The organism is Acinetobacter puyangensis (assembly GCF_900096995.1).
GTDB lineage: Bacteria > Pseudomonadota > Gammaproteobacteria > Pseudomonadales > Moraxellaceae > Acinetobacter > Acinetobacter puyangensis.
The window spans coordinates 59,083-80,331 of the sequence record NZ_OANT01000001.1 but is presented as its reverse complement, the minus strand read 5'-3'; the positions used below and the strand labels follow the sequence as shown (position 1 = coordinate 80,331).

Here is a 21,249-nt window from a genome sequence, read left to right as displayed (position 1 = left end):
TTTATTGCGAAAATCAAAGCATAAAAATCTAGCTCATTTAACGCTGCACTTTCTCTTTTTCACGCTGTCGCACGACTTTTTCTACTTTTTCTCGCGCTCTTTGTCGTTTTAGTGGCGATAAATAATCCACAAATAACTTACCTTTTAAGTGATCCAGCTCGTGTTGAATACAAACGGCAAGAAATCCATCGGCATCAATTTCAATTTTTTCACCTGCCAAATTTAATGCTTCAATTTTTACTCGGGTTGAACGCTCAACTTTATCATATATCTGAGGTACCGATAAACAGCCTTCTTCCTGCAACTGTCTGTCCTGCGTCAGAGGAGTCACTTGCGGATTAATGAAGACCATGGGCTGATCTCTGGTTTCTGAAAAATCCATCACAATCAATTGAACATGTCGATCAACCTGTGTTGCTGCAAGCCCTACACCGCCGAGTATCGCATACATGGTTTCAAACATATCTGCCGCAAGTTGACGAATTGCATCATTGACTTGCGCTACCGGCTTGGCAACAGTACGCAAGCGTGGATCGGGAAAACTTAGAACAGGTAACACAGCCATACAACTCTCGTATCCTCTCAGTGGTCAAGTAGAGCAATGCTCAATTGTATTTCTCAACCAGTAAAATATGTCATTTTTCATATTATAGCGCAATGATCAGAATCATGAAAACTTAGCTCATTTAACGCTTCACCGTGACTTTTTCTTTCTGACGCTGACGTACCAGTTTTTCCACTTTTTCACGTGCTCTTTGACGTTTTAGTGGTGATAAATAATCCACAAATAACTTACCATTTAAATGATCCATTTCATGTTGAATGCAGACTGCCAACAAGCCATCAGCCTCGATTTCGATTTTTTTACCCTCAAGGTTCAATGCCTCGATTTTTACACGTGACGAACGTGCAACCTTGCCATAAATCTCGGGTACACAAAAGCAGCATTCTTCATTGACTTGGGTTTGTGTGCTCAAAGGAGTCACTTTGGGATTAATAAAGACCTGTGGTTGATCTTTAGTTTTGGAAAAATCCATCACGATGAGTTGAATATGCCGATTTACCAAGGTGGCTGATAAACCTGTGTTACCGGGTATGGCATACATGGTTTCCAACATATCTGCTGCAAGCTGACGAATCTCATCATTGACCTGCTCAACTGGTTTAGCAATGGTCCGTAAGCGTGGGTCAGGAAAATTTAAAAGGGGTAGAAGTGCCAAAAGTCTATCTCACTACGAATCATGGCATGGGCAAATACAGTCCATGCTATTTATTAGCTGGAAGAAACCCTTACCATACACCCGAAAGACACATGATAGAAGAAAATCAACATTCTTCTTTAGCGTTGTATCGCAACTTTTCTTAGCACTGCCATACCACTTTTTGCGAGTTTTTTCCTGCACTTTGGCGTTTCAGTGGCAATCAATTCAATACGGCGATCAACCTGCGTTACAGTGAACCCCATCTAGTTTAGCGTACAGTTATCTGCTGCAAGCTGACGTACCTCGTCAGTCACAGGTAAAAACCGGCTTGGTGATGGCGCACGGGCATGGATTGGAAAAACTCAACATAGGAAACAAAGCTATTTAACGCTTCACCGTGACTTTTTCTTTCTGACGCTGACGTACCAATTTTTCCACTTTTTCACGTGCTCTTTGACGTTTTAGTGGTGATAAATAATCTACAAATAACTTACCGTTTAAATGATCCATTTCATGTTGAATGCAGACTGCCAACAAGCCATCAGCCTCGATTTCGATTTTTTTACCCTCAAGGTTCAATGCCTCGATTTTTACACGTGACGGACGCTCAACTTTATCGTATATTTGTGGTACCGATAAACAGCCTTCTTCATAAGGTTGCGTTTCATCCGTCAACGCAGTAATTTTGGGGTTAATAAAGACCATGGGCTGATCTTTGTTTTCGGACAAATCCATGACGATAAGTTGGATATGCTGGTCAACCTGACTGGCTGCCAGACCAATACCGGGTGCAGCATACATGGTCTCAAACATATCTGCCGCAAGCTGACGAATTTCATCATTGACGTGTTCTACAGGCTTGGCAATGGTACGCAAGCGTGGATCGGGAAAACTTAAAATAGGTAGAAGTGCCATATGGTCCTCTCATGATGCCATTGGTCAAGCGGAAACCTACAATCAATTGTATTTCTTAACCAGGGGGCGTTTGTAGCGGCGACTATACGCATAGTATAGCCGAATCACAAACACAGTATTAGGCTTATGATAATGACAAAAGCGTTGCAACACCAAGCAATAACCGCTAAAAAAACATTCAAACAGCATGCCATGACATTTACAATGTGTATCGGCTTAGGGCTTGGCATTGCAGTTAACGTTCAGGCAAAAAATATTAATCCACCCTCCTTGCGTGCAGATGCACCCAATGTCTATGTGGTCAAAAAAGGCGATACGCTTTGGGATATCTCCGGCCGTTTTTTACAAAGACCTTGGCGTTGGCCGGAAATCTGGGCAAGTAACAAACATGTCAAAAATCCGCACTGGATTTATCCGGGGGATCGTTTATTACTATGTACACTCGATGGCCGCCCGTTAATTGGCAAGGATGAAGGCGATGGCTGCGAAGGTGTCATTCGACGTGCAGGCGGTCAGGCGGGTATAAATTTATCTCCGCAAATACGGGTAGAATCATTAAATAATGCCATTCCCGTGATTCCTCTCGATGAAATTCGCAATTGGCTGGAGCGCAGTATTATTGTTTCACCAGCAAATATTGCCAATGTGCCTTATGTGCTGGGTATGACTGAAAACCGTGTCATTGCTGCTGCGGGAGATCGTATCTATGTTCGTGGCAATGGTATACAGGTCGGCCAGCGTTATGCGGTTTATCGTGTGGGTGAACCTTACAAATTGCGTAATGCCCAAGCCAAAGAATATGTCGCAGGCATTGAACTTAATCAGGTCGCTTCGGGTCTGGCTACGCAACAACAAGGTGATGTTTCAACGTTTGAACTCACCAAAACCTTTAATGCTGAAGTGCGTAAAAGTGACTTAATTTTACCTGAATATGATGCCATGTTACCGACCTTATTCTACCCTGTGCCTGCCAGTCAGGTCCGTGAAGGTGGTCAGGTGATTCGTGTGCTCGGTTCGATTGGTACAGCAGCAAAACATAGTGTGATTGCCATTGATCGTGGCAACCTCGATGGTGCGGAAACAGGACAAGTATTTGCCCTTGACCAGCGTGGCGAAATCACCACCGATCCCAAAACCAAGGAACAAATTCAATTACCCTCTCAACGCATTGGCCACGCTCTAGTGTTTAAAACCTTTGATCATATCAGCTATGCCTATATCACAGACAGTAGTTTACCGATCAAACTGGGTGCATTACTGGCTGTGCCTTTGTCTGATGAATAAAGTATTGGAATAGTCTATATGCAGATATCACAAGTCGAACGCGAGCAACTCACACTTTGGTATCTGCTACATCATTCTTTTACTGCTTATAACAGACTCATACAATATTTTGGCGATGCCCATACGGCTATTCAGCCCAACGCAGTTGACATATGGCGGCAATTAAAACTACATGCCAATCACATCGAACGTTTACAACATTTCCATACAGCACCATCTGACTTAGACCGCATCTTGCAGCAAGTCGAGCAATATACCGATCATATTTTATTTAAAGGACAGGCCCATTACCCTGCCCAATTAGCACCTCATGATGACAGTCCACCAATTTTGTTTGTTCAAGGCAATGCGGATGTCTTGCATCAACCACAAATTGCCATGGTCGGCAGCCGTAGTCCTAGCCCACATGGTGCACAAATCGCCTATGATTTTGCGCATTTTTTTGCAGAAAAAAATTATGTGGTCAGCAGTGGCTTGGCACTGGGTATTGATGCAGCCTGCCATCATGGCGCAATCCAGAAAGGTCAAAGTATTGCGGTGATCGGTACTGGACTGGATCAATGTTATCCAGCCGCACATCAATCACTATGGCAAAGCATCATTGCGCAGGGTGGCGCCATTATTTCTGAATTTTTACCGAATACGCCACCGGCAAAACCAAATTTTCCACGCCGTAACCGGATTATCAGTGGTCTGAGTTTGGGTACTGTCGTGGTTGAAGCGGGTCTGGAAAGCGGTTCCCTGATTACAGCAAAAAAAGCCGCCGATCAAGGCAAGCAAGTGTTCGCCATTCCGGGGCATATTTACAGCCAATATCATCAGGGATGCCATCAATTGATTCGTGATGGTGCAACGCTGGTCGATCACCCGCTACAGGTGATCGAAGACCTGAATATGTTTGGTCACCTCCCTTCCATTGTTCCCCCTTCTGGTGCAGCTTCATCGGCAAAACCAGTACTGAAAAAATCAAATGATCAAAGCACTGCACCACAGACTGAAAATGTCGAAATTCCTGAACATTTAAATGTGCTATACCAACAATTGGACTGGATTGGTATTAGCATTGATGAACTTGCAATACGATTAAATCAGAATATCATTGACCTCAATGTGGCACTGGTCGAGCTAGAACTACTTGGCTTATGCAAACAACATGGTGGTCGTTATCTGCGCTGCTAAATGACTTTGAGCATAAATTCTGGATAATGAGTTTTGGATAACATATGAATACGCTAAGCCTTGAACAGGCAGTTGAGCGATTACAGCAAGGGGAGATTGTGGCCTATCCCACCGAAGCGGTCTGGGGCTTGGGCTGTGACCCACAACAACAACAGGCTTTTGAAAAAATTCTGATGCTTAAACAACGCCCGATTGAAAAAGGCGTGATTCTACTCAGTGAAAGTATTGAACGGATTGAACCCTTACTCTCTCTACTTGACGCAGACATACGCCAGCAAATTATTGCCTCATGGCAACATACCGGCACACAGCAACGTGCTACCACTTGGTTATTGCCGATTAGCGCAGCAATTCCAGCATGGATTTATGGTACGCATGATCGTGTCGCCATTCGGGTCACCCAGCATGCTTTATGTCGGCAATTATGTGCAGCATTTGATGGCATGATTGTATCCACCAGTGCCAATCCTGCGGGTTTAGCCCCGGCAAAAACTGCGCAACAGGTCGCAGATTATTTTCCCTCAGATTTGGCCATTTTGCCCGGCGAGTTAGGCACAAGCCCACAGCCCAGTAAGATTCTCGATGCAGTAACCGGACAAGTGATTCGGGCATGAGCTTAGGCAGATTGCAAAAACAATTCCCAATGACTGATGGCTTGATCAACCACTGCCTGTAACTGCCCGCTCCCGGCCCCATCTCTTGCTTGTAAGGTCAGTCCTTGTAAAATTGTGCAATAAAAATCTGTCATTAAGTGAATGGGTGCATGGGGTGGTAAATCGCCTTCCTCAACACCGCGTTGCAAACGTACCAGCATATGCTCTTTGGTTTTAAGCCGATAGCCCAATACCGTATTTTGTATGTCCTGATTTTCTACCGGACAATTCATTGCTGCGGTAATCAACATACAGCCTTTGGGCTTATGTTCAACATTAAAGCGCTTTATATTTTCATGCAGATAAATTTCGATGGCAATTTTTGCGGTTTTGGCCTGCTGAAAAATAATCGTAAATGAACAGGCTTCATGACTTAGATAATATTCTAGACAACGATAAAATAACTGGGTCTTGTCCCCAAACGTACAATATAAACTCGGTGCAGTAATACCGAGCGCCTTGGTCAAATCACTCATTGAGGTCGCTTGATAACCATATTGCCAAAACAGTAACATGGCTTGTTCAAGTGCTTTTTGCTCATCAAAACACTTTGGCCGACCACGTTTGGCTTTTGTCATTTTTCACCTATATGAATATCTTAGCAACATGATGAATGATCATTCGATATATTTTTATATCGATCACTATAAAATTAATTGACAACATTAGCATAACATAATATTTTTATAACGTTCATTATAAAAATATTATGAATCATCTTTATCAGTTTATTTACAGGTGTATTATGTCCCCGCCAAGTTCTATTTGTTCTGATAAAAATCAATCCATAGCGTCTATTGCGCATCAAGGTAGCTGGCTTGCAATTTTATCTGTGGCGTTAAGTGCATTTGCACTCGTCACTGGAGAATTTCTCGCTGTGGGTGTACTCAATGAGATTGCCCATGATTTCCAGATTTCTATTGGCACCGCCGGTTGGACAGTGACCATCACCGCCATTACCGGGATGTTCTCCGCGTTATTAATTCCTCTGTCTGCAAAATCACTGGATCGACGCTATTTATTATTAATCCTCATGCTGATCATGGTGGTTGCCAATCTACTTACCGCACTTGCGTCTAATTTTACTCTGGTTTTATTAGGACGCTTTCTGCTCGGCATCTCTATTGGTGGCTTTTGGGCAACCGCTGTTGCATTAAGTGGTCGGGTCGCCCCTGCCCATTTACCGATCGCCAAAGCAACCGCCTTAGTGGCATCCGGTGTTACTTTAGCCAGTGTTCTCGGCGTACCAATTGGTACTTGGTTATCGCATTATTCCAGCTGGCGTACTGCATTTATGATCATCACAGTGATGGGTATTATACTTTTCTTTATGCAATTACGTTATTTACCGCAGTTAAAACCTTCTTCTGCCTTACAATTAAAAGAACTACCTGTATTAATTCGTCATCCCATTGCACGTAAGGGCTGGATTATTTTTATCTTTATTGGGTTGGCACATTTTGCTGCCTATAGTTATTTTGCACCATTTTTTAAATTTCAACTCGGTTATGCTGATGGTTTTATCAGTAGTTTATTATTGATTTTTGGCGTTTCAGGGATTTTAGGCAATGCCTTTGCAGGCTATATGGGGCAAATCAATATCCGTTACACTTTTGCTTTCGCAGGCATTGCATTTGCCATGAGCTTTCTCTGCTTACCTTTATTTGCAATACATACCACAGCTGCCATCATATTGACTGCACTATGGGGATTTGCCTGGGGGATCATTCCAACAGCTGTAAATATCTGGATGTTTGTCCATGCGCCGGAAGCAGTCGAAAAAGGAATGCCGATGATCACGTTCACCTTCCTGATCTTGATTGCTCTAGGCTCGGGATTAGGTGGAGTGATCGTAGACTATTTTAATAGTAATGTGCTGCTGTTTGGCGTATTACCGCTTGCCTTATTTTCGATTTTACTGATTTTCACCTTAGCAAGAGGTATCAATAATCCCATCATCAAATCATAAATAACGTCAGTTCAGGATAAAAATTCTTGTTTTGTATAAATAAAATTAATCTCAATGAAAGAATTATGACGGAGTCTTACAAAATTTGGGTCTGTATCGATATACACACCCAAAATCCGTTTCCCGATTACTTTTTTTGCGCCAATAAAATCCCCGCCAAGACCATCGCCCCGCCGATACTATGATAAATTGTCCATTGTTCATGCAGAAAAATATAGGCGATGATCGCAGTAAAAATGGGGATAAAATTCATAAAAATACTGGTACGGTTTGAACCCAGATTTTGTACCGCCATCATCCATAAATAAGCGGCAAAAATAGACGAAAAAATTCCGGCATAGAATACCGATGGTGCATTGGCAGCATTCAGTTGATCCAGACCAAAGTACATAATCAAGGGGATATGAAACAATACTGCAAAGATAACTTGAATGTAGAGCATGATGAATAAGGGTAATTTTAATTGCCAACGTTGCAAGAAAATCCCATAAAATGCATATAATCCCACAGCAAGTACCATTAACAAATCGCCAAAAATATGTTGCCCATGTAAAAGGGTGGCGAAATTGCCCTGCGTAACCAAATAAATCAAACCAAAAATTGACAAGATCACGCCAAAAATAGCAAAACGATTGGGATAAATTTTTAAGATAAAGATACTAAAAAAAATCGAAAAGACCGGGATAAAAGCATTAATAATCCCCATATTGGTCGCAGTAGTGTAGTGCGCCGCCGTATAAGCAAGCCCCTGATAGCACACCATTCCCAAAAAGCCCAGCACAGCCAGTTGCCAAAGATGCGGACGAATATCCTGCCAGCGTCTGATGACTTTAAGCAACATAAATGGGGTCAATACCAGCCATGCGATCACCCAGCGGTAAAAACTAATGCTGATGGGTTCAATTAAATCCACAGCATAACGTGTCACCACAATATTAATGGCCCAGATCAATACCGCCGTTAATGGCAACAGATAGATCCACCGCTGTGTGGTGGTACTGATTGACGCTGTATTCATTCACTTTACCCAATATTTTTTAGCCTACCTATTGTCGATGATGTCTTAAATAAATAATATACTGATAATCAGACAAAACCATTGAAGATACGACATTGAGTAACACTTCATCAACTCAGCACTCACTGCTTGGCACACTAGACAGTTCCAGTTTAGACATGTCGCATCTACATCTGGATGCCTATCAATATCAGGCAAAGGAGGAAGTCTATCCACATAGTAATTTATGGGGTGATTTTAATTTCTCACTGGACGGGATTCTGGAGTTCAATATTGATCAACACGTCTATTTATCACCGCCTAGTTTTGGCTTATGGATTCCACCACACACCCCACATCAAGCCATTTCAAGGTACGACCAAGAAACCCGCTTTATCTGTTTTAGAATTTCCCCTGCGCTCTCCCAACACTTGGCAGCAACACCCAGCATCATCCAGATTTCACCACTAATTAACTTTATCACCCAGCATTTACTAGAACAACGTGCACAACAAACACCGTTACAGCAATGGCATAAACTTTTGGTCTTGTTTGATGAATTGTCTATAGCCCCAAGCCATGATCACTATTTGCCACTTAGTAATGATCTGTCCTTAAAGAAAATTACCGATTTTTTATTGCAGCCACAACACCATGCACTAAAATTGCATAGCATTTGCACACATTTTGCCATCAGTGAACGACATTTATTACGCTTGTTTCAACAACATTTTGCGATGTCGATTTCAGAATGGCGTAATCGTGCCAAACTGATTTATGCGATTGATCAACTAAAACTCAATGCGTCGATTAAAAAAATTGCACTAGAGCTGAACTACCATCATCCTTCGGCATTTATTGAATTTTTTAAACGCTATACCGGTATGACGCCAGAACAATTTCGTCTGAATCAATTAAGGTTTTAACCACGATCTTTTCATTTTTATAATAAAATTTTGCACAAGAGTATTCGATTTATCTATTCATCTTCCGTTATAGTAGCCTACACGATAGATGCTGTATTCATTCATGGCGTCATTCAATACATTATCTGGATAAATTTTATGAAAAAATTAACACTTGTTGCACTGATCGGTACTATGGCTATTGTTACGGCTTGTTCAAAACCTGTGACCGAAGTAAAAGATGGGGAAAGTAAAGCACCTGCAACCACACAACAAACTGCGCAACTTAGCAGCAATAATAAAGCCGACATTAAAGCCGATGTTGATACCATTCAGACGTTTGGACTCGCACAGGAACAAGCTGCATCATCCTTGCAACAACGTATGGATCAAGCCATGCAAAAACAGGATAAAGAAGAACTCAAAAAATTGTTTACCGAATTTAAAGGTTTTGTCGAAAAAAGTAATGCCGACTTGAAAAAGTTAAGTTTAAAAAGCACTGAAGGCAATCAACTGCGTGAAAAAATGATTGAAAATAGTCATGTCGGTCTGGAAATGAGTGAAACCATTCTCACCAGCGATATGGAAAAAATTGATCCTGCACAATTCCAGCCTTTACAGGAAAAAGCCATGAAAGCCCAACAAGAACTGATGGAAATCAGTCAGGACATTCATAACAAAATCTCTGATCAACCGGCAGCATCACAGCAGCTTCCAGCACCTCAGCAACCCGCTCAATAATTCCCTAGATCCCATTTACAATGGTTTAACATGTATTTTTTACAATCATGCTATGTTAAACCAAACTTCTGTTTAGGATAAATTCATGAGTAGCATTAGCGATATTCCTTTAAATAAAATTGATGGCAGTGAAACCACATTGGCCGACTATCAAGGCAAAGTTTTACTGGTGGTCAATGTGGCCTCAAAATGTGGTTTAACCCCACAATATGAAGGGCTGGAAAAACTTTATAAAGAGAAAAAAACGCAAGGACTGGAAATTTTAGCGTTTCCTGCCAATAATTTTCTGGCGCAAGAACCGGGAACAAATGAAGAAATTCAGCAGTTCTGTTCTTTGACCTATGATGTCAGCTTCCCTTTATTCGCCAAAATTTCTGTCGCAGGTGAAGATAAACATCCACTCTATCAAGCGTTGATCACAGCGCAGCCGGAACGTATTGGCGAAGGCCCATGGAAAAAGGATCTGATTGAATACGGTTTAACGCCGAATGAACCACCAGAAGTATTATGGAATTTTGAAAAATTCCTCATCAATAAACAAGGCGAAGTGGTCGCACGCTTTGCACCTGATATTACTGCCGAAGATTCACGTCTTATTGCAGCCATTGATGCAGAACTGGCAAAATAAAACTGTAAAATAAGTTGATCTCGGACAAAGGTGTATGTGCACCTTTGTCATGTTTTTATTATGCAATAATATTTAGCTAAAAATTGACAGCATTTAGACTCGGTTGAAAGGGATATTCTCCTGCCAGTAGTAAATCAATGACGTCTAGTACACCTTCTTGTTGATTACTTTTTGCAGTAAATCGTGCCGCCTGTTTTAATTCTGGAACCGCATTATCCATGGCAAAGCTAAAGCCTGCTTTTTGAATCATTTCCAGATCATTATAATTATCACCAATGGCTAAAATGTCTTGATCAGCAATCTGCCATTTTTGCTGTAATAAGCTCAAGCCATGCGCTTTATGTTGCGCGGGAATAATCAAATCAATAAAGCCAAAACCACTGGAAACCAGTTTAACCGATTGGTTTTGGATAAAATCTTTGGCTTTCAAATCTTCAAGCAATAGATTCTCATCGCATTGTGCAATGTTGAGCGTGACCTTACAAATCTGATCATCGATGTGCATTAAATCATTGCTAATCTTTAATTTTTTAAAATATTTATTCAGTTTTTGATAGGCCTGCTGTGGCACAGTCACACTACTGTATGCGCTCTTTTTGCCACAAACAATCAATGCCTGCTGATAATTTTCAATTAAACTGGCGATTATCTCTGCCACCAGATCGGGAGAAAAATGGGCAAATCCGACTTCTTCTGTTCCATCCACCACATATGCACCGTTTTCGGCAACATAAGCAATGTCATTTTGAATTTCAAGGAAATAATTTTGTAAGGTATAGAGTTGATTACCACTTGCGGCAACAAAGCGAATACCTTGTTGTTTCAACTGTTTATATTGATTTAAAAATCTGGTTTTATTGTATTGTTTATTGTCATTTAAAAAAGTACCGTCCATATCAACGGCGATGAGTTTTATTGGCATTCGCACCTCTTTGTTATATGTTGTCATTATAGCCTAGATCAAGATCATGACAGTTTGATGAACGCTGCATGATCAATCACATACAGCTCTATTTAGAAATCCTGATCATTCTAACCCATCGTCAGCGTCTAGGCAAAAGCACTTCACATCACACTGTAGCGTGTATATACGTCAAGGTGATGATGGTGTGACTGATTGCTTGGTCCAGATCAATTTTGAGACATCAAAGCCTTGATCTCGTGCTGTCTGTAAATAAGTATCGATGGTTGCCTGATCAAGTGTTGGGCTACGCGATAATAACCATAAATATTTACGTGATGGGCCACCTACTAAAGCCACCTGATAATGTGGATCAAGGCGTAAAATCCAGTAATCCCCTTTGGTAAATGGCAACCAGCGCAAAGCACTAGGCAAGAAGCTTACTTTTAATTTATTTTTGGCAGGATTTTGTGGATATGCAACACCATGTGCAGCCTCCACTTCACCTTTTTTATTGATACATTGATTCAGCACCTGAACAGTATTGTCAGGATTTAACTGATAATTTGCTGTGACATTACTGGCACAATGCCGCTGAAAAAACATCGGTAAGCGGGCGATCTCATACCATTGTCCGGCATAACGCTCGATATCCACTTCAGAAGTGACCATCGGTGTAGGTTTGGCATAAAGTTGCCCATGTACTAAAGACAAGGTTGTCACCATGCCCAGACCAATCAATAGATATGCAGTTTTCATTGTTCAGTTTTTCTCTTACATTTATTTTTAGTGTAAGAGGCTTTGCAAACTGTTGTGTATCATTCCTGTCAGTGATGCGATAAGAATTGAATCCAAAGAGATAAAATCTTGCCGCATAAAAAATACAATCATGGTGTAGGCAAATTCACTTTAGGCCAATGTACTCTTGGTGTAGGTGGAATCTCATCTTCTGTTTCCAGCAACCACTGCAACAGTTGATCTCTTAACGCATGGATAATCTCAATATATTTGGTATCCTCGATCAAATTGATGCTTTCATGTGGATCACTGTGACGATCATATAATTCATGCTGTTCATATAAACGCCAGACATAAGTCCAGTTACGAGTACGGATACAGGCAACCTTCCCCACCAATTTTGGATCCATGTGCTGGACCTTACCTTTTAAATCATAAGGAAATGGTGGATCTTCCAGAATATCCTTCTCATTGGCATTAAAACCGCCTTCACTAAATACCGCCTCTCGATGCGGCAGTTCAGGTGCAGTTAAAAGATTTTTAAAACTTCGACCATAATGCCGATGCTGACTTTTGATTCCTGCCAACTCCAATAAGGTCGGGAAGACATCAAGTAATTCAATCAATGCATCAGACGTTTTACCCTGTTGAATATCTTTGCCGGAAATAATGAGTGGTGTACGGGTAAGACATTCATGTACACCACTCGGCCATTTTTCCACCACACCATAATCACCGAGATATTCACCATGATCCGAGAATAAAACAAAATAGGTGTTTTCATCCAACTGATGATCCTGAATGGCCTGCCTGATTTTGCCGACATTGTCATCGAATCTGGACACCATGCCATAATAAACCGCTTTGATTTCCTGCCAGTCCGCATCGCTATATTGATCCCAACCATGCGTCTGGCGCAATGCTTGCAGATATTTGGGCTGGTAACCCTGTCCTTGACGGGGTAATGCCATGGCATCGCGGCCATACATGGAAAACCACGGTTCTTCAACATCAAAAGGAGGATGTGGATCAAACAGAGGAATATACAGTACCCAAGGTTTATCTTTGGGTTTACTGACCCATTGCTGTACAGTTTCAACACAGGCCGTATCAATATTTAAATCGTTATCTTCTTTTCGTCCATGATAAAAAGCACGGGACAAACGGTGTCTATCGATGGCTTGTCTTACCTCTTCTGGATCGGTCTTAAACACTTTTCCTTGCGAAAAACTTTTTAAATTGTGGCGATCAGAATGGGAAAAACCATGGTAAGTGACTGATTGCTCGGCAGCATATTCTTCAAAAGTATGTCCTCGTTCACCAATATGGATCACATCATAGCCATGCTGTTTAAAATCTTTCAAAAAATTGGGCTGGTTTGGTTGAATTAGATTGACCAATGTACGATTGCCATGCACATGAGGATAATAGCCCGAGATAAAAGATACCCGTGATGGCGAACAAACACTATGCTGGGTAAAAGCTTGGGAAAATGCAATCCCCTGTTGGGCTAAGGCATCGATATGGGGTGTTTTCACCACAGCATTTCCAAACGCTGGCAATGCATCTGCTCTTAATTGATCGGCCACAATAATGACAAAGTTAGGTTTCATCTTTGTTCCAAAAAAATAGGTTCAATTAGATTTTTTAAATAGCAAATCCACGGTAAACACAGGATTTCACAATGCTTTTAAGGTCGCTCTAAATCTACTGCTACAAATCGTGTTTCCGATAATTTTGGTATTTCATCTGCGCTGTAGACCAGCCAATGCAGCAATTGTTGTTGTAATTGCTGAATAATCGGTGCATTTTCCGATTGATCAATCAAATTGATGGTTTCATGTGGATCATTATGCCGATCATATAATTCATGCTGTTCATATAAACGCCAGACATAAGTCCAGTCACGAGTACGAATACAGGCAACCTTCCCCACGAATTGTGGATCCATATGCTGAACCTTACCTTTTAAATCATAAGGAAAGGGGGGATCTTCCAAAACATCCTTTTCATTGGCATTAAAACCGCCTTCACTAAATACCGCTTCTCGATGTGACAGTTCTGGAGAAGAAAGAAGTGCTTTAAAACTTTGACCATAATGCCGATGCTGACTTTGTATCCCGGCCAACTCCAGTAAGGTCGGGAAGACATCAAGCAATTCAATCAATGCATCAGACGTTTTGCCCTGTTGAATGTCTTTGCCGGAAATAATGAGGGGTGTACGGGTCAAACATTCATGTACACCACTTGGCCATTTTTCGACTACACCATAATCACCGAGATATTCACCATGATCCGAGAACACAACAAAATAGGTGTTATCATCTAATTGATGATCCTGAATAGCCTGTCTAATTTTGCCGACATTGTCATCGAATCTGGACACCATGCCATAATAAACCGCTTTGATTTCCTGCCAGTCTGCATCACTATATTGATCCCAGCCATGGGTTTTCCGTAATGCCTCCAAATACTTGGGCTGGTAACCCTGTCCTTGACGGGGTAATGCCATGGCATCGCGGTCATACATGGAAAACCACGGTTCTTCAACTTCAAAAGGAGGGTGTGGATCAACTAAAGGAATGTATAGTACCCAAGGTTTATCTTTAGGCTTACTAACCCATTGCTGCACGGTTTCAACACAGGCCGCATCAAAAGTTAAATCATCATCGTTTTTTTGCCCATGATAAAAAGCACGAATTAACGGATTTTGATCAATATAATGCTGTAAATCCTGCGCTTGAATTTTTTGCTTTTTCTTTGCAAAAAAACTGCTTAGATCTTCTAGTTCTGGGTCGGAAAAGCCATGATAGCTCACCGATTCCTCGGTCGCATGTTCAGCAAAGGTATCGCCTCTTCCACCGATATGTACCACATCATAACCATGCTGTTTAAAGTCTTTGAGAAAATTTTCTTGATTCGGTTGAATCAGATTATTTAAAGTACGATTACCATGCACATGCGGATAATGCCCCGTGATAAAAGAGACACGTGATGGTGAACAAACACTATGCTGAGTAAAAACTTCGGAAAATGCAATTCCTTGCTGGGCTAAGGCATCAAGGTGTGGTGTTTTCACCACAGGATTTCCAAATACAGGCAATGCATCAACACGTAATTGATCGGCCACAATAATGACAAAATTAGGTTTCATGCTTATTCCACAAGAGATAAGTTATTATTTGATCGGATCTATCACTTGCCATCCAAAGTACGCAAGCGATAGATCATGCCGTGATGTATGCTTAAAAATCTTTACGGAAGGACAAGCCGAAATAACGCTCATCATCTCTTGGGACGGTACGATATAAACCATAGCCCCCTGTTGCCAGTCTGGCGTTGTAGGACTTATCCAATACGTTGCGGACTAAAAATGCTACCCGCCAATCAGATGCTGTATCGGCCAGAGCAATACTGGCATTCCAGATACCATAAGACGGCTGTATGGTTTGTTCATTTTGTCCAATATCAAACTGGATTTTGCTTTGCCATGCATACTGTGAAGACAGTTCAATACGCCGATTATTGGCAATTGGAAAAGATTGATTTATCTGCGCATTTAATTTCCAGTCTGGAGAGTTTGGCAGCGGTTTACCATTAACATCCGGGCAGGCCGAATCGGCTGGTGGGCATTTAAAATTATCAATCCGGGCATGAATATTGGCAGCAGCCAGATTCAAGCGTAGATTTTCATTGACCTGATAACTACTATCCAGTTCAAGCCCTTTGGTTGACACTTCTCCGGCATTGATCAACCGGGTACTAATCCCGCCACCACTATCCACGACACGAAAATTGGCCTGAAAATTTTCATACTCGGTATAAAATGCAGCCAGATTTAAACGTAAACGATTATTCAACCATTGTGATTTAAATCCCAACTCAAATGAATTGGAGGTTTCTGGATCAATCACGGGCGTATCAATATTTCTCATATTAAAGTACACGTTATAGGCTGGCCCTTTATAGCCACGTGAATAAGTAAAATAGCTATTAATATCCGAAGAAATATCGAATTGTACGCCTGCACGCCCAGATACGCCGGTTTCTGATGTAGAACCGGAATTGGCAACCGCATTACGAATAGAATTACGGGATTCCAGTGTCGATGGAATCGTGGAATTTCTGTTGTGATAAAAAGACAGCTCGTCCCGCGTTAAACGTAATCCGGTAATCAGACGTAATCTATCACTCAAATTCCATGTCCCTTCACCAAAAATGGCATAGTTTCGGCTTTCTGTACCAAAATATGCAACGGCATAATCATCGTCATAGGCTTGTATACTGCTATCATACCAGTGCGCATAACGCTGGGTTTTTTCATCATTATCATTTTTGGAGAAATAGACACCTGCCACATAATTGACAAAGCCATCTTCCAGACTGGCAATACGCAATTCCTGTGAAAGCTGTTTGGAATCCACTTCACCACGATCATGAAGTAATGCAAATTGTGTTGTCGCTTCTGGTAGATAATTATAATAAGGCTGTTGCACATTCTTCCACTGTCTTAAAGCCGTAATCGAAGAGATTTGATGCCGATCCAGAAACCAGTCTGCTGTAAAAGAAATCCCCTGATTGGTATCATCAACTGTTTCCTGTGGGCTATTTACTTTACGATTCTCCTGACCCGCAACAACGGGGGCAATGGCTTGTAAATAGTCGGCGTTGGAGCTATTGACCAAACTTCCCAGCGATGCAGTACTGTCTTTATGAACATAATCCACAGACAAACCAAGTGTTAAATTATCACTCGGATTATATTCAAATTTACTGCGAATACCTTGGGTACGATAGCCATTGACATCTTGCTGGGTATGATAGTTATATACATTGCCATCATAGTTACTGAGTAATGCACTAACATTGGCTTTTAGCACACCCGGAATTAATGCACCTGAGGCACCCAATTTAATACGCTGTTCATGGTCATCGGTAAAATAAACATCAACATAACCAGAAGGCTTTTCCGTCGGATTTTTGGTGACAATATTGACCACACCAGCAGTAGAGTTTTTACCAAACAAGGTACCCTGTGGTCCACGAAGCACTTCCACTCGTTCTATATCCAATAAATCCAGTGTCGCCTGTCCTGGCCGACTCAATACCACGCCATCAATCACAGTAGATACAGAAGGTTCTACCCCGGGAGAGGTCGAGATGGTACCAATCCCACGAATAAATAACGAAGAATCCTTATTGGTAGAGGTCGCGTTAAAATTGACCGAAGGGACTTCCTTGACAATCGCCTCCAGAGAATTTTGCTGTTTCTCGTCCAACTCTTTACCATTGACGATCGATACAGCAACAGGGACTTTCTGCAAGGATTGTTCACGCCGAGTTGCAGTGACCACCACTGTATCCAGTTGAATCACATCTTGCTGGCTTTGCGTGTTTATTTTTTTATCAACTTCCTTACTGATCTGTTCCTGTGCATAACCCTGTTGTACACAAAACAAAATACTACTGGTTAACAAACTATATTTCAGCCCAAATCGAATATAAGGCTTAGCAAATTTTAATGATGACAGTGTATTAGATAATATCATTGGAGCTCCTCAATCTTAATTTTTACAATTTATTTGCATAATGTAATCAATATCATTTCTGAATACGGGGCTGATATTGAGAAGTCGGCTGCCAATAATCTTTCAGTTTCAATTCATTTAAAGCATGATTTAAAAATCTTTGATTGACCCAAGCATTAACATCAACATTTTGACGAATTAAGTTTTGTTGTTTGGCTAGCTTAATTTTACTTTGTAATTGATTTAAATAATAAGGATCAAATAATGGTGAATAGGCAAATTTTAGATTTGTTCCATGTAAAGCTTGTGCATAAATGGAAGCTGGATAAGACGCCTGCGTAAAGAACAAAGCAATTTGAGGTATTCTATTTTGTTCCTGAGATAACCAATGAACCCCTCGAACAATTTGATTCACAACTTGCTGCGTTTCTGCTGGATGCGTTTCGATAAAAGCTCGACGTCCTATAAATCCACCTTGGCTAGAACCTGCGCCATTCAGCTGATTACTATTTACCGGTAATTTAACAATGCCTTTATCACGTAAAGCAAAAAATCGTGCAGGTCCCCATGACGCATCAATTTTTTTGGCCACTAATGCCGCATTAACCGCATTAAAATCCAGATTGACAATGCGAATATCCTTGATGCTTAAACCATGACTATTTAATGCACTAATAAAACCCAACTCATCTGCTGTACCACGGAGCAGACCAACACGTTTACCCTTCAGTTCGGATAAGTTTTTGATATTTAGATCTGAACGTACAGCCAGATAATTGGTACCACCACGACCGGCGGCAATCAATAACTGTGTATCAAGTCCACCTGCTTTACCAATAATTAAAGGAAAATCACCTAAAAAAGCAAAATCGACTTGATTATTTGCCAGAGCTTCATTAATTGCCGGACCAGCACCTTTAAAAAACAACCATTCTACTTTGATATTTTTTTTGGCAAATTCTTTCTCTAACCATTGATTGACATAAAGCACATCAACTACACCACCACCTGCACTCTTAGTACCAGCACTGACATCCGGCGTCCCAATACGGATCACCTTGGGTGCTTGGGCAAAAAGTGTCTGTGAACACATAAGCAACAGCAATACCATCACAGATGAATAGAATCGGATTATATTTTTCATTACCTTATCCCCATGAATATTTTGCAACCATCTCATATCCTCATAATAAACAAGCAAGAGGATACTGATGATGCCATGGCGGCCAATTTAAACGATATATAAAGAACTAATCTGTAGCATTTACCCCAGATGTTTTAGTATTTCATGATTTAGATAGTGATAAAAAATATATGCCTAAATTAGACAGTTTTGTCAGCTAAAAACTGTTATTTATTACTGTATCATCGGGCACAATGATTTCTTTTTCTGATATAAGTTAAGTCATTTTTATGCATTATAAACCCACATATTTCCGTTAGAATTTTTAAGCAACATACGATATTATCAACTGATCTCATGCTATTAAGTCCTTAATACATGCGTAAGGATAGCTATATATGAATACTTTTAATTATCCATCTTCGCAGGATATCGGTATTTCTCCTGAAAAAATTGCTCAGAGCCAGACTGTAAAACAAGCTAGCCATAAAATAACAACTGATTATTATCAACTTGCGATTGAGCAACTCAGCGAATTTAAATTCTTTCAATTGTGCAGCGAAGAAGAAAAACAAAAAATTCATCAACATTTAAAAATTTTGCATTATCCAACAGGACACTATATTTATACAGCCAATCAAACCTGTCATGAAGTCACTGTCATTCTAAAAGGTATCATTAGGACAGCGTGGACAACGCCGGAAGGTAAACATCATATTTATAAATTCCTACCTACCGGATTATTAACCAATATTGTACCCGTCGTGACACATCAGTACTTTGGGCATGATCATATCAGCCACGAACCAACTGTCGTTGCTACTATACCTGGAGACATTCTTTTAAACATTTTAGAAAAAAATCCCAAAGTTCTCTATGTTATTTTTCAGCTCATTTGTCATCGCTCCCATTTACACTACTTTGATTCTTATTATCAATCGACCCAACCCTTACAAATACGTCTGGCTCGGGAATTAATTTATTTAGTCGAATTCTTTTCGTTACAACTCGATTCAAACATTAAAATTCAGATCAAACTGAGTCAGGAAAATTTTGCCGAGTTGCTCAATACATCAAGAAAGAATATTAATAAAGAACTTTCTATTCTGGCACAACAAGGAATCGTTAAAGTTCGATATCATCAGATTCATGTCCTTGATCTAGAAAAGTTAAAAGACTTGATCAAATAAATACTTTTTGAATCTATCCATTCTATTCCGCCTTTTGAATGGTTTTAGGTAATCCCATGACCCAGAATAATCCAATCAAACTGGATAGACCTGCCAGCATAAAAATGATTTCACCAGACAATATGTCCCAATATCGTCCAGCCAAAACACTACCACATGCCACGCCGAGTCCCCACATGGTGCCATATAACGCCTGCCCTCGACCTTGCTGTCTGGCACTAAAATTCTGAAAAATAATCCGCATGGCAATCAAATGAAATAGACCAAAACTAAAGGCATGAATACATTGTGCCAAAAATTGCAAGACAAAAAATTGTGGAAATAATCCGACCATAAACCAGCGTACCGCAGTCAGTAAAAGGCACAGGATAATCAGACTACGCCAGGAAAATCGCTGAAAAAAGTAATTGGCAATGGCAAACATTATAATTTCGGCCAGTACGCCAGTTGACCATAAAAAACCAATTTCTGCGGTGTTATAGCCTGCCTGTTGCAGATAGTTACTATAAAAACTATAAAAAGGCGCATGGGAAAATAATAGAATAAACTCGATAATTAGAAAACTTGCCACCACGGGCCGTTTTAAAATCGGTAATATTGGCTCTAATTGCTGCTGTGCAGAGGGCGCATTTTCTGGTTCAGCAATACTAAATGACCAGATAAAAGCAAAGATCGCGATGACCAGCAATAAAATAGGCAACATGCTGATCGACACATGTTGCAAAATCAACCCAATGATAAACACACCGGCAATAAAACCAATCGATCCCCATTTACGCACTTTGCCATAAAGCTGCTGTCTTTTCTCACCGAGCCAGAATAAAGTAACGCCTTCAAATTGCGCCAGAATCGCATTTTGAAAAAAGCTAAAAATCAGCATAATGATGGCAATGGTCTGAAAATTTTTAGAGATAAAAAAAATGGTCAACCATACTCCGGCTTCGACAAACGTTGCCAGCCGAATCCATACCATACGCTTGCCGGTACGATCTGCCAGCCAGCCCCATACAAATGGCGCCACAAAGCGTGTTAGAATAGCAATGGTACTCAGTAAGCCAATTTCAAAATGGCTGAAATTCTCATGTTCTAGATACAGACTCCAGTACGGTAAAAACGTACCCACAATTGCATAATAGCAAAAATAAAAGCCAGCCAATTTAAATGCAATGGGCATGTTACTTACTCAGTCACGAATCTTGAGGCGTATCATATGCCGAACCAATCCTAAAATCTGTGTTTTTTTCCTCAGATGAGCAGCCTGTCGATATTTTATTATTAGGTATTCTGACGAGCCCT

General features: G+C 40.8%; 20 protein-coding genes and 1 pseudogene. 8 read left to right on the top strand and 13 right to left on the bottom strand.

The window, feature by feature from the left end; all coding sequences use genetic code 11:
* Positions 1-37: 37 nt before the first annotated feature.
* From def (CRO21_RS00375) to def (CRO21_RS00365), 4 genes are all read right to left on the bottom strand, one after another.
* A complete protein-coding gene (gene def / locus CRO21_RS00375; RefSeq protein ID WP_097077384.1) occupies positions 38-565 on the bottom strand; it encodes a peptide deformylase in 528 nt (175 codons plus the stop codon).
* Positions 566-686: 121 nt separating this feature from the next.
* A complete protein-coding gene (gene def / locus CRO21_RS00370) occupies positions 687-1,220 on the bottom strand; it encodes a peptide deformylase (RefSeq protein ID WP_097077383.1) in 534 nt (177 codons plus the stop codon).
* Between the two features lie 119 nt (positions 1,221-1,339).
* A complete protein-coding gene (locus CRO21_RS17775) occupies positions 1,340-1,465 on the bottom strand; it encodes a hypothetical protein (protein WP_265734851.1) in 126 nt (41 codons plus the stop codon).
* A 121-nt stretch (positions 1,466-1,586) separates the two neighbouring features.
* Complete coding sequence (gene def / locus CRO21_RS00365) at positions 1,587-2,117, bottom strand: peptide deformylase (RefSeq protein ID WP_097077382.1); 531 nt, start codon at positions 2,115-2,117, stop codon at positions 1,587-1,589.
* Between the two features lie 132 nt (positions 2,118-2,249).
* On the opposite strand from def (CRO21_RS00365), the gene CRO21_RS00360 reads away from it, so the two are divergent.
* The 3 genes from CRO21_RS00360 to CRO21_RS00350 are packed head-to-tail and all read left to right on the top strand — an operon-like array spanning position 2,250 to position 5,194.
* Positions 2,250-3,401: a LysM peptidoglycan-binding domain-containing protein gene (locus CRO21_RS00360; RefSeq protein WP_378234913.1), complete on the top strand. Its 1,152-nt coding sequence runs from the start codon at positions 2,250-2,252 to the stop codon at positions 3,399-3,401.
* 18 nt (positions 3,402-3,419) lie between these two features.
* Positions 3,420-4,580, top strand: a complete 1,161-nt coding sequence (gene dprA, locus CRO21_RS00355) for a DNA-processing protein DprA (protein WP_097077380.1) — start codon at positions 3,420-3,422, stop codon at positions 4,578-4,580.
* A 44-nt stretch (positions 4,581-4,624) separates the two neighbouring features.
* The gene (locus CRO21_RS00350) at positions 4,625-5,194 is read left to right on the top strand and encodes an L-threonylcarbamoyladenylate synthase (protein WP_097077379.1); all 570 of its coding nucleotides are present in this window, start codon (positions 4,625-4,627) and stop codon (positions 5,192-5,194) included.
* 2 nt (positions 5,195-5,196) lie between these two features.
* Here the strand turns inward: CRO21_RS00350 and CRO21_RS00345 are convergent, their stop codons facing one another.
* Positions 5,197-5,811, bottom strand: a complete 615-nt coding sequence (locus CRO21_RS00345) for a TetR/AcrR family transcriptional regulator (protein ID WP_097077378.1) — start codon at positions 5,809-5,811, stop codon at positions 5,197-5,199.
* Between the two features lie 119 nt (positions 5,812-5,930).
* Here CRO21_RS00345 and CRO21_RS00340 point away from each other — a divergent pair.
* Positions 5,931-7,202, top strand: a pseudogene (locus tag CRO21_RS00340) (MFS transporter); the annotation flags it as partial.
* A 127-nt stretch (positions 7,203-7,329) separates the two neighbouring features.
* Here the strand turns inward: CRO21_RS00340 and CRO21_RS00335 are convergent.
* A complete protein-coding gene (locus CRO21_RS00335; protein WP_097077376.1) occupies positions 7,330-8,220 on the bottom strand; it encodes a DMT family transporter in 891 nt (296 codons plus the stop codon).
* A gap of 95 nt (positions 8,221-8,315) precedes the next feature.
* Here CRO21_RS00335 and CRO21_RS00330 point away from each other — a divergent pair, with 95 nt between their 5' ends.
* The 3 genes from CRO21_RS00330 (at position 8,316) to CRO21_RS00320 (ending at position 10,473) form a co-directional block, all read left to right on the top strand.
* A complete protein-coding gene (locus CRO21_RS00330) occupies positions 8,316-9,125 on the top strand; it encodes an AraC family transcriptional regulator (RefSeq protein WP_141398102.1) in 810 nt (269 codons plus the stop codon).
* A 138-nt stretch (positions 9,126-9,263) separates the two neighbouring features.
* Positions 9,264-9,845 (top strand): hypothetical protein, encoded by a 582-nt coding sequence (locus CRO21_RS00325; protein ID WP_097077374.1) that lies wholly within the window; start codon positions 9,264-9,266, stop codon positions 9,843-9,845.
* Between the two features lie 85 nt (positions 9,846-9,930).
* On the top strand, positions 9,931-10,473 hold the full coding sequence (locus tag CRO21_RS00320; RefSeq protein WP_097077373.1) for a glutathione peroxidase: 543 nt from the start codon (positions 9,931-9,933) through the stop codon (positions 10,471-10,473).
* Positions 10,474-10,549: 76 nt separating this feature from the next.
* Here the strand turns inward: CRO21_RS00320 and CRO21_RS00315 are convergent, their stop codons facing one another.
* From CRO21_RS00315 to CRO21_RS00290, 6 genes are all read right to left on the bottom strand, one after another.
* Positions 10,550-11,395: a Cof-type HAD-IIB family hydrolase gene (locus tag CRO21_RS00315; protein ID WP_097077372.1), complete on the bottom strand. Its 846-nt coding sequence runs from the start codon at positions 11,393-11,395 to the stop codon at positions 10,550-10,552.
* A 171-nt stretch (positions 11,396-11,566) separates the two neighbouring features.
* Positions 11,567-12,100 carry a lipocalin family protein gene (locus CRO21_RS00310; protein WP_378234924.1) on the bottom strand — a complete coding sequence of 178 codons (534 nt, stop codon included), beginning with the start codon at positions 12,098-12,100 and terminating at the stop codon, positions 11,567-11,569.
* A gap of 161 nt (positions 12,101-12,261) precedes the next feature.
* Positions 12,262-13,725, bottom strand: coding sequence for a sulfatase-like hydrolase/transferase (locus CRO21_RS00305; protein WP_097077370.1), 1,464 nt, complete (start codon positions 13,723-13,725; stop codon positions 12,262-12,264).
* A 77-nt stretch (positions 13,726-13,802) separates the two neighbouring features.
* On the bottom strand, positions 13,803-15,266 hold the full coding sequence (locus CRO21_RS00300; protein WP_097077369.1) for a sulfatase-like hydrolase/transferase: 1,464 nt from the start codon (positions 15,264-15,266) through the stop codon (positions 13,803-13,805).
* A gap of 91 nt (positions 15,267-15,357) precedes the next feature.
* Positions 15,358-17,661, bottom strand: coding sequence for a TonB-dependent receptor (locus CRO21_RS00295; RefSeq protein WP_097077368.1), 2,304 nt, complete (start codon positions 17,659-17,661; stop codon positions 15,358-15,360).
* Between the two features lie 52 nt (positions 17,662-17,713).
* Positions 17,714-18,784, bottom strand: coding sequence for an ABC transporter substrate-binding protein (locus CRO21_RS00290; RefSeq protein WP_097077367.1), 1,071 nt, complete (start codon positions 18,782-18,784; stop codon positions 17,714-17,716).
* A 377-nt stretch (positions 18,785-19,161) separates the two neighbouring features.
* Between CRO21_RS00290 and CRO21_RS00285 the strand changes: the two genes are divergently transcribed.
* The gene (locus tag CRO21_RS00285; protein WP_097077366.1) at positions 19,162-19,953 is read left to right on the top strand and encodes a Crp/Fnr family transcriptional regulator; all 792 of its coding nucleotides are present in this window, start codon (positions 19,162-19,164) and stop codon (positions 19,951-19,953) included.
* Positions 19,954-19,975: 22 nt separating this feature from the next.
* Here the strand turns inward: CRO21_RS00285 and CRO21_RS00280 are convergent, their stop codons facing one another.
* Positions 19,976-21,127, bottom strand: a complete 1,152-nt coding sequence (locus CRO21_RS00280; protein ID WP_097077365.1) for an MFS transporter — start codon at positions 21,125-21,127, stop codon at positions 19,976-19,978.
* Positions 21,128-21,249 lie beyond the last annotated feature (122 nt).